Genomic DNA, 15,403 nt, shown 5'->3' with positions numbered 1-15,403 from the left:
GCCGCCGCCGCTGGACCATGCGCTGGAAAGCACCGCTGAACGCCTTCCAGATCGCCTTCGAGGGCCGGCTCACCCCGGCCAACCACTGACCTCAACAACCAAGATCAGCCGTTAACTTGACACTCCCTGCCGTTGCGGAGGATGGCATCCCGCAGTCGGTCGTTAGGCATCGCAGCCTCCAAGGGGACGACTAGGACGCATTCATGGTAACGAAGACGTCCCTAGTTGTCCACGGTGTCGGGTGGCTTGTCCCGCCTCCTGCGGGAGCCTTCTTGGCAGAGGTCGCGAGCACAAGTCCAAAGGGGACTTGCTCAATCCGACCCGAGACACAGGAGGTATCTGGTGAAGCTGTACGTGGACACCAAGGCGAAGCAGGTGACGGTGTCGAAGGACCCGGAGCCGAAGAACGACCAGAACGGCAATCAGCGGTCGGAGAAGGGAACGGGCCGGCTCATGTGGTCGACCCAGGTCTTCGTTCTCGACGAGACGGGCGGTGAGGTCATCACGATCACGACGGCGGGTGAGAAGCCGAATGTGATGGTGGGGCAGCTCATCGAGGTCGAGCAGTTGGAGGCCATTCCGTGGGCGACCAACGGGCGTAACGGCGTGGCGTTCCGTGCCGTGTCGCTGAAGCCGAAGTCTGGCACCTCGGCGGCCAAGTAGGCCCTTCGCGCACCAGGCTGAATCTCTGCCACTGGTGTCCGTGGCACCCGCCAGCGGCCGATGGTCCGCTGACCGATCCAACTGAAAGAGGCAGTCCGAGGGCGGCTCTGGCGTCCAACGTCCTCGGCCTGGTGACCACGATCGGTGGTCACATCCCGCAAGAGCTGGCGCGGGGTCGGTACTGGCGTCCAAACCTGCCGACCCCGTGCCCTCCAACTCATCCCACCCATTACCTGGGAGGACTCGTCGTGTCCAAGTCTAGCCCCCGCCGCCCCTTCGGCGGGAAGTCCACCGGAACGGTGACGGTCATCGAGGCCAGGGTCCACCGTTCCTCCGCCAGGAATGCTCGCCTGGCGTTCATCCTGACGGCGGTCATCGTCGGCCTGCTCGCGGCCGTGGTGGCCGCCTCCTACATGCACCCGATCCTCGCCCTCATCCTCGGCGGGCTGATCGGCGTCCCGACCGGCGGCATCGTGTGGGTGCTCGTGCGGATCTGGCCGGTGCTGCGGCTGCTGTGGTGGTGGCTCCCCGAAATCGCCACCACCGTCCTGCTCGGTATCGGGTGGACGCAGCTCGCGAACCGCACCACCGGTCCGGTGACGGCCGTGGTGGTCGCCCTGGTCGTCGGCGTCCCGGCCGCTATCCCGGCGTCCCGCCGGTTCATCCTCGCCTGGGGCATGTGCCTGTTCGTGCGGCACCGACTGCGCGTGTGCTTCGCGCAGTTCATCATCGCCAACCAGTCCGGCAGCCTGCCACTCATCCTCTGGGCCAAGCCCACCCCTGTGGGTGAGCGGGTGTGGGTCTACCTGCGGCCTGGTCTGTCGGCCAAGGACCTGGAAGCCCGGCTCGACAAGATCGCCGTGGCCTGCCACGCCTCCACCGTGCTCGTCGAACGCGCCTCCGAGCGCACCGCCGCCTACGTGCGGTTCGACATCAAACGCCGCGAGGTACTCACCGCCAACGTCGCCTCGCCCCTGGTCGACGTCATCACCAGCGACACCCCAGCCGCCACGGATCGGCCGTCACCGGCCGTGCCCACGGCACTGGACCTGCCCGACGTCGACGCACCCACCATCACCCTGCCCACCCAGGGCAAGCCGGCGAAGAAGCCGGCCACGACCGCCAACGGCAGCAAGCCCGCGGCTTCGTCCTCGACGGCCGAGGACGACGTGTCGGACTGGATCTGAGCCATGACGCAGATCGAGTACGACGAGGCCACCGACGGCTTCTACTTCCACTGCTACGACTGCGGCCGGGACGGCCGGTCGTGGGACTACCGCCGTGACGCCGAGCTCGACGCCGACAGGCACGACGAGCAGCACGACGACGGCGTGATCTGACCCCTACCCACCCATGGACGCGGGGAGCCATTGCGGCTCGTTCGTGTGGCTCTCCGCGCCCACCAAACGCCCGAAGGAGGGCACCTCGATGACCACCACGACAGCCGCCCCCACGGATGGGGTGCCGGTGGGTCCTGGCCTGTCGATGTTCGACCCGATCTTCATCGGGATCGACGAGTTCGGCCAGCCCGTCTACATCACCCTCGCCTACCGCAACCTCCTCGCCGGAGGCGAACCCGGCGGCGGCAAGTCCGGCCTGCTGAACACGATCGCCGCCCACGCCGCCCTCTCCGTCGACAGCCGCTTGGTCCTGCTGGACGGCAAGCTCGTCGAACTCGGCCAGTGGGAAGACTGCGCCGACGCCTTCATCGGCCCCAACATCACCGACGCCCTGGCCGTGCTGCGCCGGCTGCAGGTCGTGATGAACAACCGCTACGCCTGGCTACGCGCCCACGGGCGCCGCAAACTCACCCCCGCCGACCGCCTCTCGGTCATCACCGTGCTCGTCGACGAGATCGCCTTCTACTCCGCCACGGTCGGCAGCAAGCAGGAGCAGGAAGAGTTTGTCGCCCTCCTGCGGGACCTGGTCGCTCGGGGCCGGGCTGCCGGTATCCCCGTCGTGGCCGCCACGCAGCGGCCCAGTTTCGACATCATCCCGACCTCGCTGCGGGACCTGTTCGGCTACCGGGCCGCGTTCCGCTGCACCACTCCCAACAGCTCGAACATCGTCCTCGGCCACGGCTGGGCCGAGCAGGGCTACACCGCCACCGACATCGCCCCCACCAACCAGGGCGCGGCCTACCTCATCGCCGAAGGCAGCATCCCCCGCCGCATCAAGGTCGCCTACCTCACCGACCCGCAGATCGCCGGGATCGCCGACTACGCCGCCTGGATCCGCCGACCCACCACCCCAACCATCAGCAACCCGAGTGAATGGGAGGCCGTGGCATGACCACCCCGTTGCACGACTGCGCCGGCTACATGCAGGTCGTTGACGCCGAAATCGACAAGGTCACCGGCCACCTGTGGCAGTACCTGCGCTGCACCGTCTGCGGCCACCGCGACGGGCACATCGACCAGGGCTTCTCCGGCCCGATCCCCGACGACGCCGTCTTCTACACCAACCCCGGCAGGGAGGTGGACCTGTGACCACCCGCGAACGCGCCTACGCCCGCGCCAACAACCAACGCGCCGCCCAATACACCGAACTGTGGATCATCGGCCGTCCCGAGGACATCGCCGCCATGGTCCAGGCCGCCAGCGCCACCGGCCGACTCGCCTTCGTCTCCGCACCCACCCCGATGGGCGGAGACGACACCCGTCACCGCCGCTACCTGCGGCTACGCAACCACTGAAACGGCCGACAGGACCAGTACCTCGCCTGGCAGCAGAGCTGGTCCTGCCGACCTCCCACCAAGCCCTCTTGAAAGGACGTGGCTGCCATGAAGGCTACCCACAACCCGCCCACCGACGTCCAGGTCACACCCGCTGACCTGCTGCGGATGGCCGCCCTCTACCTACGCCGACACGGCTGGACCCAGGGCACCTACTACGCCAGCGACGCTCCCGCCGACAACCCCACCCCGCCGGCCTGCGTGGTCGGCGCGATCGGCATCGCCTGCGCCGGCCACAAGGTGGAGCACTTCGCCGACCTCGACACCGACGACCGCCACACCTACCTCGACGCCATCGCGGTCCTCGTCGACTACCTCGACGACCACTACCCCATCCACCTGTTCGACGACGACGGCCTCTGCATCGACGACCACACCTCCCCCTACTCCTGGAACGACGACCCCCTCTGCACCGCAGACAAGGTCATCGCTGCCCTCGAAGGGGCGGCGAAGGAGTGGGACCGCCTCCACACCCAGGGAGGCGAGCAGTGATGTTCACCGTCAAGGCGTCCTTGACGCACACCCCCCGTCGCAAGCGGCGGGATGTCGTCGAGAACGACGAGTTCGCCGCGTTCGCCCGCCGCATCATTCGCGCCCACGGCCGCCGCGTCGCCGCCGGTGACGTGGAAGCCCTTCGCGACCTCACCGCCCTGTCGGCGGCAATTGACGACGCCATCGGCCAGGCCGTGATCGGCCTTCGCGGCTTCGGCTACTCGTGGGCCGAAATCGGCGCCCGGCTCGGCATCTCGAAGCAGGCCGCCCAGCAGCGCTGGGGAGGCCAGCAATGACCACCGTCTACGACCCGACCGAGTTCGCCACCTACCCCTACCGGCTGGCCCCTGACGGGCTGGCCACCCGCCGGCAACTGCGCGCCGCCGGCCTACGCCCCGGCGGACACGACCCGGTCGCCCAGATCCTCTGGCGACGCGGCAAGCGGGTCGCCTACCTCTACCGCCTCGACCTCGCCGCACCCAAACGCACCGCCACCCCCGCCCAGCGGGCCGCGATCGCCAAAGCCCTGCGGGCTCGGCGCACCTGCCGCGTCTGCGGCGACACCAAGTCCTACTACATCCCCCGCCGCTACGGCTGCTGCTTCGACTGCCACGAAGGGAGCCCGTCGTGACCTTCCACCTGACCGACCCGTGCCTGTGGTGCATCGAGGGCAGCACCCCCGCCGGTGTCCACGACGTCCTCGGACCCGTCTACAAGCCCTGCCCCGTCTGCCTCGGCCGCTGCCTCCTATGTGAGGGCGAGGGCCTGTTCCCGGCCGACTTCACCTGCCTGCCCTGCTTCCGCCAACAACTCGCCAACCAAGGGCTGGCCCCGATCATGTGCGCCCACTGCTCCGGCGTCGTCGACCTCATCCCCACCGACACCACCCCGGAGGTGACTCCCCATGTCGAGCACTGACCCGAGCGCGTTCACCCAGGAGTTCGCCACCGAGTACGCCCGCAACGCGGTCCCGAACATGCTCAAGGCCATCGCCTCGATCAAGCGATACAACCGGTTCGTCCTGCTCGGCGCGCTGGCGACCAGCTACCTGCACCAAGCCCACTACCTGTGGACGCAGAAGGCCGGCTACTTCGCCTACCTGGTGCCGCTGATCTTCGACGCCGCCATGGTGTCCATGCTCACCGTCGTCCGCACCGCGGGCATCGCCCGCGACGCCAAGCGGGGCGCACTGGTCGTGTTCGCCGCCTGCGGCCTGCTGTCGGCCACCATCAACTTCGCCTCCCCCGGCGGCCTCGGACTGCGCCTGGTCTTCGCCCTGGTCGTCGTCCTCGTCATCGGCGTCGAACTCGTCGCCGGACGCATCCGACCCGACTTCGCCGCCATCGAAGCCGAAGCCGCCGCCCTCCTGACCGCCGCCCGCGACCTCGCGGCCAAAAACACCGACACCACCAGCGGTGACACCGCGACGGGTGACACCGCGTCGGCCGACGCCCCGGCCCCCACGCCGGTCGTCGACAACCCGCCGGCACCGGACCCGGTTCCCGCGATCGCGCCCGCACCTGAGCCGGCCCCGGTCCCGCTGCACCTGCTGCCGATGGCCCGGTTCGCGGCCGTGCAGCACGAACAAACCACCGGCCAACCGATCACCCCGGCCGAGCTGGCCGACCGGCTCGACGTCGCCACCGACACCGCCGGTCACCTCCTGGCCTCCATCACCACCCCGACCCTCAACGGCCACCACCACAACGGGAGCGGCCGGTGACCATCTACCTCGTCGACGTCGAGCACGTCACCCACACCTGCCCGGCGCAGCCGGACCCGCACCCCTACGACACCCGCCGGACCGTCCTCGACGTCATCCCCGGCGGCCCGTGCCGGACACCGGTCACCATCCGTTGCGGCACCACCGTCACCGAGATTCCCTGTCACCGGCATGAGCCGGCCAAGCGCCAGTGCGGCGCCTGCCGGGTCATCGTGCGCGAGAACACCATCACCGCCCGCCCCCACACCACTGCTGGGGTGGCGGCTTGATGGCGTCGACGCTGGACCTCACACCCCGGACCTCGGCCCGGGGTGTGGGCTCGAACGCCGACACCACCGCACCGGTTTACGACTACACCGCCGCCGGGTCCGCTCTCCTGCGCGCCACCCGGCCCGACTACTTCGGCTGGCTCGACCACGTCCGCGCCGCCGCCGGCTGCACCCGACCCATCCGGCTGTCCGGCAGCCTCTACACAGTCGAGCCGGCCACCGGTCGAGTGCTGGATCAGCAGCACACCGACGCCTTGCCCGACGCCGCGATTTACAAGGCGTGCGGCAACCGCCGGTCGAGGGTCTGCCCGTCGTGCGCCCGTACCTACCAGCAGGACGCCTACCAGCTCCTGCGCGCCGGCCTGGTTGGCGGCAAAGGCGTTCCCGAGTCGGTCGCGCAGCATCCGGCGGTGTTCGCCACCTTCACCGCGCCGTCGTTCGGGCCGGTCCACAACCGGGTCGTGAAGCGGCACACCTGCACCAACCGGAAGCGCTGCGACTGCCGCCCCGAACCGTGTCACCCCCGCCGCGCCACCGACCCGGCCGCCGGCCTCTGTCCCCACGGCCACCCGGCCGTGTGCTGGGCCAGGCATGAGCCGGGAGACCCGGTGCTCGGTCGGCCGTTGTGCCTGGACTGCTACGACCACGACCACCAGGTCGTGTGGAACCTGTTCTCCGGGGAGCTGTGGCACCGCACCAAGCAAGCCGCGGAACGCTGGCTGGCCAAACTCGCCCGCCGCCGCGGCATCCCCCGCGTCGAGGTCGTCACCGCCTCCGGCAAGACGCGCAAGGTCGCCCCGGTGCGGCTCTCGCCCGGCAAGGTCGCCGAACTCCAAGCCCGGGGAGCGGTCCACTTCCACGCCATCGCCCGCCTCGACGGCGTCGACGGCCAGGACCCGGACGCCGTGGTACCCCCGCCGGTCGGGTTCACCGTCGACGACCTCGTCGACGCGCTGCGGCACGCCGCCGCCCAGATCGCCTTCCGCACCCCGCCACACCCCGACCGTCCGGAAGGTTGGCCGATCGCCTGGGGCGACCCGGACAAGGGCGTCGACCTGCGGCCCATCACGACCGGTGGGCACGGTGAGGTCACCGATGGCATGGTCGCCGGCTACCTTGCCAAGTACGCCACCAAGAGCACCGAGGCCACCGGGCACACCTCCACCCGCCTGACTGCCGAGACGGTCGGGGACTACGCCGACCCTGACGGCGACCACACCGCCCGCCTCATCGACGCCTGCTGGCGCATCGGCCGACCCACCAGCACCCCCGTCCCGCTGTCCCAGCGGCCCCGCGACCACCGGCCCACACCCGGCTTCGTCCAACCCTGGCAGTGCCCCGACTGCGGCACCCACACCCGCTACCCGGCCTGCCCCACCTGCACCGCCGTCCGTCAAGCCGCCCTTGACGCCCAACCGGCGAACCCGACCAACGCCAGCCCGTACGCCCGGCTACGCAGGTGGGCGCACATGCTCGGCTACGGCGGCCACTTCCTCACCAAAGGCCGCCGCTACTCGATCACCTTCCAACTGCTGCGCGACACTCGCGTCGCTTACCGCCGGCACGAGCACCACCAGGACCAGGGCGACGAGCACAACAGCAGCGAGCTTCGCGCCGTCGACCACCTCGACGACGACACCACCCTGATCGTCGGCACTCTCACGTTCGCCGGAGTCGGCTGGCACACCTCAGGTGACGCCCTGCTCGCCAACACCGCCGCCGCCCTCGCCCGCGAACGACACACGATCGGCCGCGAAGAACTCGCCCACGAACTCGCCACCCCGGCCGGCACTACGCCGGCTGCCGCTTGATCCCTGTCCCGCCGCACGAGGAAGGCCAACCGTTTGGACACCACCTCTCCGATCACCCCTCGCGTGCTGCGCGTCGAGGAAGCCGCCCGAGCGCTCGGCATCGGCCGCTCGCTCGTCTACGACCTGATCCGCTCCGGCCGGCTGCGCTCCTTCAAGGTCGGCAGCCGCCGCCTCATCCCCGCCTCGGCCATCGACGAGGCCATCGCCACGCTCACGGAAGAAGCCGCCTGATGCCCAAGCAACCCAAGCCCCGCCAACCCGCCGCCCGCCGCAACCCCAACGGCGAAGGCTCCATCTACCAGCGCTCCAGCGACGGCCGCTGGGTCGGACAGGCATACGTCCTCACCACCGACGGCACACGCAAACGCAAGTTCGTCTACGGCGCGACCTGGGAAGAAGCCCACGCCAAGCTCGTCGAACTGAAGTCCAAATCCCAGCGCGGCATACCCGTGCCCGACCGTGCCTGGAAGCTAGCCGACTACCTGCCCTACTGGCTGTCGGCCTACGTCACTGACCTCAAGCCCACCACCGCACGCGGCTACGAAAGCGCCGTCCGGCTGCACCTGATCCCGGCGCTCGGCACCAAGCGCCTCGATGGTTTGCAGGTCCAGCACGTCAAGGCGTTCATGGACGGCTTTCGTCGGAAGTGCCTCTGCTGCACCAACGGTCTCGACCAGATCCGGCCGGTCGACCGTCGGTGCTGTTCCTTCGGCCGATGCTGCGAGCGCTACCCGAGCGCGAGGCAGATCCAGTTTGTGCACGCGGTGCTGCGCAACGCGCTTCAACACGCCATGCGGGAGGAGCTGGTTTCCCGCAACGTCGCCAAACTCGTCCGGGTCCCGTCGCCCCGTTACAAGGTCGGCAAGGGGCTATCCGTCGACCAGGTGCGCAAGCTCCTCGCGGCTGCGGAGGGACACCGGCTGCACGCCCTCTACGTCGTGGCCGCCACGATGGGCCTTCGACGCGGCGAACTGGTGGGACTCCGCTGGTCAGATGTTGACCTGGACGAAGGCACCTTACGGGTTCAGCAGACTGTGCAGCGGGTCGCCGGACAGCTCCACGTCCTGGACGCCAAGACCGAGGACTCCGAGTCGGTGTTGCCGCTGCCTGAGGTCACCTGGCTCACCTTGCTTGAGCACCAGGAGCGCCAGCAAGCCGAGCGGGCGGCGCTGGCCGAGGTCTGGCAGGACCACGGCTTGGTCTTCCCCTCCGAACGGGGCACACCGCTGGAGCCGACCAACCTCAGCCGCTCGTTCGCCCGGCTCCGGGAGGCTGCCGGCCTGCCCGGTGTCCGGCTGCACGACCTGCGGCACACGGTTGTATCGCTGCTGATGGAGCTGGGCGTCCCGCCGCACGTTGTCCAGGCTATCGCCCGGCACGCCGACGTGAAGATCACGCTCAAGGTCTACGCTCACGCCAACCTTGACGCCATGCGCGATGCGCTCGGCAAGCTCGACGGGCGGCTGTCGTGAGCGCGGTTGCTGTCAGCGTTGCTGTCAACCGACTCACTCACGGCGACGCCCACCGGAACTTCCCTGGTGGATCTGGAGCCCCCGGCCGGGATCGAACCGGCGACATCTCGCTTACAAGGCGAGTGCTCTGGCCAGCTGAGCTACAGGGGCGCTGGTGTCGTCGCCAGCATAGCGACTGACGTCCCGTTTTCCCGCTCGGCAGGCCTCCCGAGCACGGGAAACGTCAACATCCCGACGGCTGTCGAGCGCCGGGCGGCCGGCAGCCGCGCCGATTGATGTCTGCCCGTGCCCGCTTGACCGGAATGCGTACCGGCCCGGAGTAGTAAAGATCGCCCCCACCTTGGCAGCGTCAGGAAAGGCGTTTACCGTGCAGTGACACGGACGACACCCCCGGCCGCCCCGCGACCGGTCGCCGCCCGTTGGCCGGCGCGACGTGCGCCGGTCGCTCCTTCACTCGGATCGTCCGGCACGTTCCTGCCGGTGAAAGGAAGCGCACCACCATGGCCACGGTCACCTACGCCAAGGCGTCCCGGATCTACCCGGGCACCGAGCGTCCCGCCGTCAACAAGCTCGACCTCGAGATCGGCGACGGCGAGTTCCTCGTCCTGGTCGGCCCCTCCGGTTGCGGTAAGTCCACGAGCCTGCGGATGCTCGCCGGCCTCGAGGACGTCGACGAGGGTTCCATCTACATCGACCAGCGCGACGTCACCCACCTTCCCCCGAAGTCCCGCGACATCGCGATGGTCTTCCAGAACTACGCCCTCTACCCGCACATGACGGTGTACGAGAACATGGCGTTCGCGCTGAAGCTCCGCAAGACCCCGAAGTCGGAGATCGACCGACGGGTGAAGGAGGCGGCCGGGCTGCTCCAGCTGGAGGAGTTCCTCAACCGCAAGCCGAAGGCCCTCTCCGGTGGTCAGCGCCAGCGGGTGGCCATGGGCCGCGCGATCGTCCGCGAGCCGCAGGTCTTCCTCATGGACGAGCCGCTGTCGAACCTCGACGCCAAGCTCCGCGTGCAGACCCGTACGCAGATCGCGTCGCTGCAGGCCAAGCTTGGTGTCACCACCGTCTACGTCACGCACGACCAGGTCGAGGCCATGACCATGGGCCACCGGGTCGCCGTGCTGCTCGACGGTGAGCTCCAGCAGGTCGACACCCCCCGGGCGCTCTACGACACCCCGGCCAACGTCTTCGTCGCCGGCTTCATGGGCTCCCCCGCCATGAACATCAAGACGGTGCCGCTGACCGAGCAGGGCGCCGAGTTCGCCGAGATGTTCGTGCCGCTGACCCGCGAGCAGGCGGAGGCCGCCAAGGCCGACGGCGGCGACGGCAAGGTGACCGTCGGCTTCCGCCCGGAGGACTGCGACCTGGTCAGCCCGACCGAGGGTGGCCTGCCGATCGTGGTGGAGCTGGTCGAGGACCTCGGCTCCGACGCCAACGTCTACGGCCACGCCGCGCTGGGTGGCGCCTCCGAGCGCTTCGTCGTCCGCACCGACCGCCGGACCATGCCGAACATGGGTGACACCGTGTTCGTCAAGCCGCGCGCCGACCGCACCCACGTGTTCCACGCCGCGACCGGCAAGCGGATCTGACGTACGACGAAAGGGGCGGCCCGCCACGGCGGACCGCCCCTTTCCGTTTGCCTGCGTCGGTCTCAGTCGCCCATCGCGCGGCGGCGGGCCACCTCGGCGAGGGTGACCGCGGCGGCCACGCTCGCGTTCAGCGACTCCACCTCGGAGACCATCGGGATACGTACGGTGAGGTCGCAGGTCTCCCCCACGAGCCGGGACAGCCCCCGCCCCTCCGAGCCGACCACCACGACCAGCGGGCCGACCGCGGCCTCCAGGTCGTAGAGGTCGGTCTCGCCGTCGGCGTCCAGCCCGACCACCATGAAACCGGCGTCCTGGGCGGCCTTCAGCGACCGGGTCAGGTTGGTCACCTGGGCCACGGGGACGCGCGCGGCCGCGCCGGCGCTGGTCCGCCAGGCGGTCGCCGTGATCCCGGCGGCCCGCCGCTCGGGTACGAAGACACCCTGCGCGCCGAACGCGGCGGCCGAGCGGAGCACGGCGCCCAGGTTGCGCGGGTCGGTGACCCCGTCGAGCGCCACCAGCAGCGGGGCCGGGTGCTCCACGGCGGCGGCGATCATGTCCTCGAACGGCTGGTACGCGAACGGCGGCACCTGGAGACCGACGCCCTGGTGCAGCACCCCGCCGGTCATCCGGTCCAGCTCGGCCCGGCTCACCTCGAGGATCGCGATGCCCCGGTCGGCGGCCGTCCGGACGATCTCGTTGACCCGGTCGTCGATGTCGATGCCCTGCGCCGTGTAGAGCGCGGTCGCGGGCACGCCGGCGCGCAGCGACTCCACCACCGGGTTCCGGCCGACCAGCAGCTCGGGCGCCTCGCGGGGCGGGGTGAACTTGCGTCCGGGCGCGACCCGCGGGCCGCCGCGACCGGCCGGCTTGCCACCCCGCGGCGCGGGCTTGGCGGCGCCCTTGCCCTTGCCCCAGGTGGTGTCCTTCGTGCCCGGCTGGCCGATCTTGGGGGCCCGCCCCTGCTCGGCGGCGGCCCGGCGCTCCTTCTCCTGCTTCCAGGCGGTGCGCTTGGGCAGCTTCTCGGTGCCCGAGTACGCCTTGTGCCACGGCCGCTCGTCGGCCGGCAGGGTGCGCCCCCGGCCGGCGAGGGCGTCCCGGTTCTTGCCGCCGGAGCCCTTGGGGGCGCCCGCCTTGGGCGTCACCCGCCGACCACGGCGCTGGGAGTTGCCGGCCATCAGCTCTTCTCTCCAATAGTCCAACGGGGGCCCTGGGGGGTGTCCTCGACCACCACGCCGGCCAGCTTGAGCTGGTCGCGTACGGCGTCCGCGGCGGCCCAGTCCTTGCGGGCCCGGGCCTGCGCGCGCTGTTCCAGGGCCAGTGCGATGAGGGAGTCCACGACGCCGCGCAGGTCGTCCGCCCGGCCGCCGCCGGTCCACGCCGGGTCGAGGGGGTCGAGGCCGAGGATATCCAGCATGGCGCGGGTGGCGGCCAGCGTGGTGCGGAGCGTCACGTCGTCCCCGCCGGTCAGGGCGGTGTTGCCGTCCCGGACCACCTCGTGCAGGACGGCCAGGGCGGCGGAGGTGTTCAGGTCGTCGTCCATCGCGTCGACGAACCCGGCCGGCAGTTCGCCCAGCTGCCCCGCGCCGACCCGCTCCGCGGCCCGCTGCACGAACCCCTCGATCCGCCGGTACGCGGTGGCCGCCTCGCGGAGCGCGTCCTCCGAGTAGTCGATGCGGGAGCGGTAGTGCGCGGCCGCGTAGTAGTAGCGCAGCTCCACCGGGCGTACGCCGAGCGAGTCCACGTACGCGAGGTCGAGGGTGTTGCCGAGCGACTTGCCCATCTTGGCCCCGCCGATGCTGAGCAGGCCGTGGTGCACCCAGTAGCGGGCGAACGGCAGGCCGGCGGCCCGGGACTGGGCGAGCTCGTTCTCGTGGTGCGGGAAGGTGAGGTCCAGCCCACCGCCGTGGATGTCGAACTCCGGCCCGAGGTAGCGCCAGCACATGGCCGAGCACTCGATGTGCCAGCCGGGGCGGCCCCGACCCCACGGCGACGGCCAGTACGCGTTCTCCGGCTCGTCCGGTTTGGCGCCCTTCCACAGGGCGAAGTCACGCGGGTCGCGCTTGCCCCGGTCGGGTGCGTCGCCGGCGGACTGCATGTCCTCCGGCGACTGGTTGGAGAGCGACCCGTACTCGGGCCACGACGTGACGTCGAAGTAGACGTCGCCGGAGCCGTCGAGGGCCGGGTACGCGTGCCCGTCGGCGATCAGCTTGCCGATCAGCTCCTGCATCTCGGGGATGTGCCCGGTGGCCCGCGGCTCGTACGTGGGCGGCAGCACGTTGAGCTGCCGGTACGCGTCGGCCAGGATCAGCTCGTTGGCGTACGCGATCGACCAGAAGGGTCGCCCCTGCTCCTGTGCCTTCACGAGGATCTTGTCGTCGATGTCCGTCAGGTTGCGGACGAACGTGACCTCGTAGCCCTTGGCCACCAGCCAGCGGCGCAGGATGTCGTAGTTCACCCCGGAGCGAAGGTGGCCGATGTGCGGCGGGGCCTGGAGGGTGAGGCCACACAGGTAGACGCTCACCGTGCCGGCTTCCCGGGGGACGAAGTCCCGGACCGATCGGGTGGCGGTGTCGTACAGGCGCAGCGTCACCGTACAAGGGTAGCCGTCCGCGCATTTCCGGATCGGCCGGTGGCTCGTCGTACGCTCCCAGTCATGGACACGGCGGCACGGCCCGGAGGCGGCCCGACGGCGCGGGCCGCGGGCGGGGCTCCCGGCGGGCCGGCGGCCCGGGCCGCGGGCCGTGCTCCGGGCGGACCGGCGGCGGTCGACGGCGCTGCCGACGGGGCCACGGCGCGGGCTGTCGGCGACGGGTCTGCCGCCCGGGCCTGTGAGGACCAGGGCGGCGCGGGCGGACGGGCCGGCGAGACGGCGCAGACCCTGGAGCGCGGGCTGCGTCTGCTGCACCTGGTGGCCGAGGCGTCGGGCGGGCTGACCGTCACCGAGGCCGCCAACCGGCTCGGCATCGGGCGGGCGGCGGTGTACCGGCTGGCCGGGCCGCTCACCGCGCACGGCATGCTCCGCCGCGACGAGGCCGGGCGGCTCCGGTTGGGGGCGGGCGTGCTGCACCTCGCCCGCCGGGCGCAGCCGCTGCTGGCCGAGGGGGCGCTGCCCGCGCTGCGTCGCCTCGCCGAGCAGGCCGGCGCCACCGCGCACCTCACCGTCGTCGAGGGCGGTGAGGGGGTGGCCCTGGCCGTGGTGGAGCCGAGCTGGACGTCGTTCCACGTGGCGTACCGGACGGGGGCACGGCACCCGCTGGACCGGGGCGCCGCCGGCCGGGCGATCCTGGCAGGTCGGTCCGGCTCCGCCGATCCGGTGAGCAGCAGCGGGGAACTGCAGGCCGGGGCGTACGGGGTGGCCGCACCGGTGCTCGGGGTGCCCGGGCTGGAGGCGAGCGTCGGTGTGGTGGCGCTGGCGCCGCTGGACGTGGACTCGGTGGGCGCCCAGGTGCGCGCCGCGGCGACGGCGATCGCCACCGCCCTCCGCTGACCGGCTTCCGCTGGCCGCGCGATACCACATCCGGCACCCCGGCGGGTGGTTGTGCACAGGAGCCGCCGTCGCCGTGGCGGGCGGTCGTCCACAGGGGTGCCCAGTGCCCGACCAGCGCCACGAGGGTGGCGGTATGCCTCCTCGTCCCCACCGGCCGGACGCGCTCGCCGGGCAGGTCTTCCGCGGCTCGGACGCCGTCCGGCAGGGGCTGCTCACCCACCACCAGCTCCGCGGGCGCTCGTGGGTCCGCGTCATGCACGACGTGTACGCCGACGCCCGCCTTCCCCGTGACCACGGGCTCGTCTGCCGGGCGGCCCTTCTGAAACTGCCGGCCGAGGCGGTGCTCGCCGGCCCGTCGGCGGCGTACCTGCACGGCGTCGCGCACGCCGCGGCCTTCTCCGACGACGTGCACGTCCTGGTGCCCCGGGCCATCCGGATCGACTCGCCCCGCGGCATCCGGGTGCACTCCGCTGGCCCCGCCACTCCCGGCACCGACCCGACCGGCGCCCCGCCGGGCGCCCACGTCCCGACCGGCGCCACGCTGGGTCGGGTCCGCCGGTCCGATCCCACCGCGGCGGCCTGGGAGTGCGCGGTCTGGCTCGATCCGGTCCGCGCGGTCGGCATCGTCGACGCGCTCCTCGCGAAGGGTCTCACCAGCCGCGCCGCGCTCGCGGACCTGGCCGCCGCGAACCTCGCCCGGCCGGGCGGCCGGCGGGCGGGCTGGCTCTTCGGCCTGGCGGACGCCGCCGCCCAGTCGCCGCCCGAGTCGCACCTGCGGATGCGGCTGGTGCTCGCCGGGCTTCCCCGCCCGGTGGCTCGGTTTCCGGTACGCCTGCCGACCGGCCCGTTCCAGCCCGGCATCGCGTGGCCGGGGTACCGGGTGGCGGTCGAGTACGACGGCCCGTGGCGGCGCGACCTACCCCACCGCCCGCGCCCCGGCCCCGGCCGGCCCCACGTGCCGCGCCCTGATCCGCTCTCCCGGCCGCGCCTCGACCGGTTCGTCGCGGCCGGCTGGCTCGTCCTGCACGTGACGGATCGGCGGATGGCCGAGGACTTCCCCGGTGTCGTCCGGGAGGTCCGCGCCGCCCTGCGAGCGCGCGGCTGGCGGCGATGACCCCGGATCAGCTCGTCGCCGGGGACGTCGCGCGAGGCGGCCCCGG

At 71.4% G+C, this 15,403-nt stretch carries 20 protein-coding genes and 1 tRNA gene; 18 read left to right on the top strand and 3 right to left on the bottom strand.

The features are described 5' to 3' along the window. Nucleotides 1-342 precede the first annotated feature (342 nt). The 15 genes from D7I43_RS19300 to D7I43_RS19235 all read left to right on the top strand — a co-directional run bounded on the left by D7I43_RS19300 (nt 343) and on the right by D7I43_RS19235 (nt 9,164). Nucleotides 343-663 (top strand): hypothetical protein, encoded by a 321-nt coding sequence (locus D7I43_RS19300; protein WP_120329926.1) that lies wholly within the window; start codon nt 343-345, stop codon nt 661-663. Nucleotides 664-911: 248 nt separating this feature from the next. After that, nucleotides 912-1,850, top strand: coding sequence for a hypothetical protein (locus D7I43_RS19295; RefSeq protein ID WP_240033039.1), 939 nt, complete (start codon nt 912-914; stop codon nt 1,848-1,850). A gap of 3 nt (nt 1,851-1,853) precedes the next feature. Then, nucleotides 1,854-2,003 (top strand): hypothetical protein, encoded by a 150-nt coding sequence (locus D7I43_RS32760; RefSeq protein WP_158610115.1) that lies wholly within the window; start codon nt 1,854-1,856, stop codon nt 2,001-2,003. Nucleotides 2,004-2,091: 88 nt separating this feature from the next. After that, complete coding sequence (locus D7I43_RS19290; protein WP_120329924.1) at nt 2,092-2,955, top strand: FtsK/SpoIIIE domain-containing protein; 864 nt, start codon at nt 2,092-2,094, stop codon at nt 2,953-2,955. Beyond that, complete coding sequence (locus D7I43_RS19285) at nt 2,952-3,152, top strand: hypothetical protein (protein WP_120329923.1); 201 nt, start codon at nt 2,952-2,954, stop codon at nt 3,150-3,152. The genes D7I43_RS19290 and D7I43_RS19285 overlap by 4 nt, the downstream gene beginning before the upstream one ends. Then, complete coding sequence (locus tag D7I43_RS19280) at nt 3,149-3,358, top strand: hypothetical protein (RefSeq protein WP_120329922.1); 210 nt, start codon at nt 3,149-3,151, stop codon at nt 3,356-3,358. Before D7I43_RS19285 ends, D7I43_RS19280 begins: the two co-directional genes overlap by 4 nt. Nucleotides 3,359-3,445: 87 nt before the next feature. Further along, nucleotides 3,446-3,889 carry a DUF6197 family protein gene (locus D7I43_RS19275; RefSeq protein ID WP_120329921.1) on the top strand — a complete coding sequence of 148 codons (444 nt, stop codon included), beginning with the start codon at nt 3,446-3,448 and terminating at the stop codon, nt 3,887-3,889. After that, the gene (locus D7I43_RS19270) at nt 3,889-4,185 is read left to right on the top strand and encodes a hypothetical protein (RefSeq protein ID WP_120329942.1); all 297 of its coding nucleotides are present in this window, start codon (nt 3,889-3,891) and stop codon (nt 4,183-4,185) included. Before D7I43_RS19275 ends, D7I43_RS19270 begins: the two co-directional genes overlap by 1 nt. Further along, nucleotides 4,182-4,520, top strand: a complete 339-nt coding sequence (locus tag D7I43_RS19265) for an RRQRL motif-containing zinc-binding protein (RefSeq protein ID WP_120329920.1) — start codon at nt 4,182-4,184, stop codon at nt 4,518-4,520. Before D7I43_RS19270 ends, D7I43_RS19265 begins: the two co-directional genes overlap by 4 nt. Beyond that, a complete protein-coding gene (locus tag D7I43_RS19260; RefSeq protein WP_120329919.1) occupies nt 4,517-4,807 on the top strand; it encodes a hypothetical protein in 291 nt (96 codons plus the stop codon). Before D7I43_RS19265 ends, D7I43_RS19260 begins: the two co-directional genes overlap by 4 nt. Next, the gene (locus D7I43_RS19255) at nt 4,794-5,612 is read left to right on the top strand and encodes a DUF2637 domain-containing protein (protein WP_120329918.1); all 819 of its coding nucleotides are present in this window, start codon (nt 4,794-4,796) and stop codon (nt 5,610-5,612) included. The genes D7I43_RS19260 and D7I43_RS19255 overlap by 14 nt, the downstream gene beginning before the upstream one ends. After that, nucleotides 5,609-5,881 (top strand): hypothetical protein, encoded by a 273-nt coding sequence (locus tag D7I43_RS19250; protein ID WP_120329917.1) that lies wholly within the window; start codon nt 5,609-5,611, stop codon nt 5,879-5,881. Before D7I43_RS19255 ends, D7I43_RS19250 begins: the two co-directional genes overlap by 4 nt. Then, the gene (locus tag D7I43_RS19245) at nt 5,881-7,692 is read left to right on the top strand and encodes a replication initiator (protein ID WP_120329916.1); all 1,812 of its coding nucleotides are present in this window, start codon (nt 5,881-5,883) and stop codon (nt 7,690-7,692) included. The genes D7I43_RS19250 and D7I43_RS19245 overlap by 1 nt, the downstream gene beginning before the upstream one ends. 63 nt (nt 7,693-7,755) lie before the next feature. Then, nucleotides 7,756-7,923 (top strand): excisionase family DNA-binding protein, encoded by a 168-nt coding sequence (locus D7I43_RS33080; protein WP_240033038.1) that lies wholly within the window; start codon nt 7,756-7,758, stop codon nt 7,921-7,923. Then, on the top strand, nt 7,923-9,164 hold the full coding sequence (locus tag D7I43_RS19235) for a tyrosine-type recombinase/integrase (RefSeq protein WP_120329915.1): 1,242 nt from the start codon (nt 7,923-7,925) through the stop codon (nt 9,162-9,164). The genes D7I43_RS33080 and D7I43_RS19235 overlap by 1 nt, the downstream gene beginning before the upstream one ends. 73 nt (nt 9,165-9,237) lie before the next feature. Here the strand turns inward: D7I43_RS19235 and D7I43_RS19230 are convergent. Then, nucleotides 9,238-9,314: transfer RNA gene (locus tag D7I43_RS19230), tRNA-Thr, on the bottom strand. A gap of 350 nt (nt 9,315-9,664) precedes the next feature. On the opposite strand from D7I43_RS19230, the gene D7I43_RS19225 reads away from it, so the two are divergent. Then, nucleotides 9,665-10,756 carry an ABC transporter ATP-binding protein gene (locus D7I43_RS19225; RefSeq protein ID WP_120329914.1) on the top strand — a complete coding sequence of 364 codons (1,092 nt, stop codon included), beginning with the start codon at nt 9,665-9,667 and terminating at the stop codon, nt 10,754-10,756. A 62-nt stretch (nt 10,757-10,818) separates the two neighbouring features. Here the strand turns inward: D7I43_RS19225 and rlmB are convergent, their stop codons facing one another. Together rlmB and cysS are read right to left on the bottom strand one after the other, a co-directional pair. After that, the gene (gene rlmB / locus D7I43_RS19220) at nt 10,819-11,931 is read right to left on the bottom strand and encodes a 23S rRNA (guanosine(2251)-2'-O)-methyltransferase RlmB (RefSeq protein WP_120329913.1); all 1,113 of its coding nucleotides are present in this window, start codon (nt 11,929-11,931) and stop codon (nt 10,819-10,821) included. Next, entirely contained in the window at nt 11,931-13,346 is a 1,416-nt protein-coding gene (gene cysS / locus D7I43_RS19215; RefSeq protein WP_120329912.1) for a cysteine--tRNA ligase, read from the bottom strand. Before cysS ends, rlmB begins: the two co-directional genes overlap by 1 nt. Before the next feature lie 288 nt (nt 13,347-13,634). On the opposite strand from cysS, the gene D7I43_RS19210 reads away from it, so the two are divergent. Further along, the gene (locus D7I43_RS19210) at nt 13,635-14,243 is read left to right on the top strand and encodes an IclR family transcriptional regulator (RefSeq protein WP_120329941.1); all 609 of its coding nucleotides are present in this window, start codon (nt 13,635-13,637) and stop codon (nt 14,241-14,243) included. A gap of 133 nt (nt 14,244-14,376) precedes the next feature. Then, nucleotides 14,377-15,357 carry a hypothetical protein gene (locus tag D7I43_RS19205; protein ID WP_120329911.1) on the top strand — a complete coding sequence of 327 codons (981 nt, stop codon included), beginning with the start codon at nt 14,377-14,379 and terminating at the stop codon, nt 15,355-15,357. Nucleotides 15,358-15,403: the final 46 nt, after the last annotated feature.

This window comes from Micromonospora globbae (genome assembly GCF_003610785.1).
In the GTDB taxonomy this organism is placed as follows: Bacteria; Actinomycetota; Actinomycetes; order Mycobacteriales; family Micromonosporaceae; genus Micromonospora; species Micromonospora globbae.
This window is presented reverse-complemented; position numbering and strand designations above follow the sequence as displayed.

Excerpts from the sequence above, each read along its gene's own strand:
- D7I43_RS32760 (WP_158610115.1), top strand. The coding sequence starts at position 1,854 with ATGACGCAGATCGAGTACGACGAGGCCACCGACGGCTTCTACTTCCAC.
- D7I43_RS19290 (WP_120329924.1), top strand. The coding sequence starts at position 2,092 with ATGACCACCACGACAGCCGCCCCCACGGATGGGGTGCCGGTGGGTCCT.
- D7I43_RS19285 (WP_120329923.1), top strand. The coding sequence starts at position 2,952 with ATGACCACCCCGTTGCACGACTGCGCCGGCTACATGCAGGTCGTTGAC.
- D7I43_RS19275 (WP_120329921.1), top strand. The coding sequence starts at position 3,446 with ATGAAGGCTACCCACAACCCGCCCACCGACGTCCAGGTCACACCCGCT.
- D7I43_RS19270 (WP_120329942.1), top strand. The coding sequence starts at position 3,889 with ATGTTCACCGTCAAGGCGTCCTTGACGCACACCCCCCGTCGCAAGCGG.
- D7I43_RS19265 (WP_120329920.1), top strand. The coding sequence starts at position 4,182 with ATGACCACCGTCTACGACCCGACCGAGTTCGCCACCTACCCCTACCGG.
- D7I43_RS19255 (WP_120329918.1), top strand. The coding sequence starts at position 4,794 with ATGTCGAGCACTGACCCGAGCGCGTTCACCCAGGAGTTCGCCACCGAG.
- D7I43_RS19245 (WP_120329916.1), top strand. The coding sequence starts at position 5,881 with ATGGCGTCGACGCTGGACCTCACACCCCGGACCTCGGCCCGGGGTGTG.
- D7I43_RS19235 (WP_120329915.1), top strand. The coding sequence starts at position 7,923 with ATGCCCAAGCAACCCAAGCCCCGCCAACCCGCCGCCCGCCGCAACCCC.
- D7I43_RS19225 (WP_120329914.1), top strand. The coding sequence starts at position 9,665 with ATGGCCACGGTCACCTACGCCAAGGCGTCCCGGATCTACCCGGGCACC.
- rlmB (WP_120329913.1), bottom strand. The coding sequence starts at position 11,931 with ATGGCCGGCAACTCCCAGCGCCGTGGTCGGCGGGTGACGCCCAAGGCG.
- D7I43_RS19205 (WP_120329911.1), top strand. The coding sequence starts at position 14,377 with ATGCCTCCTCGTCCCCACCGGCCGGACGCGCTCGCCGGGCAGGTCTTC.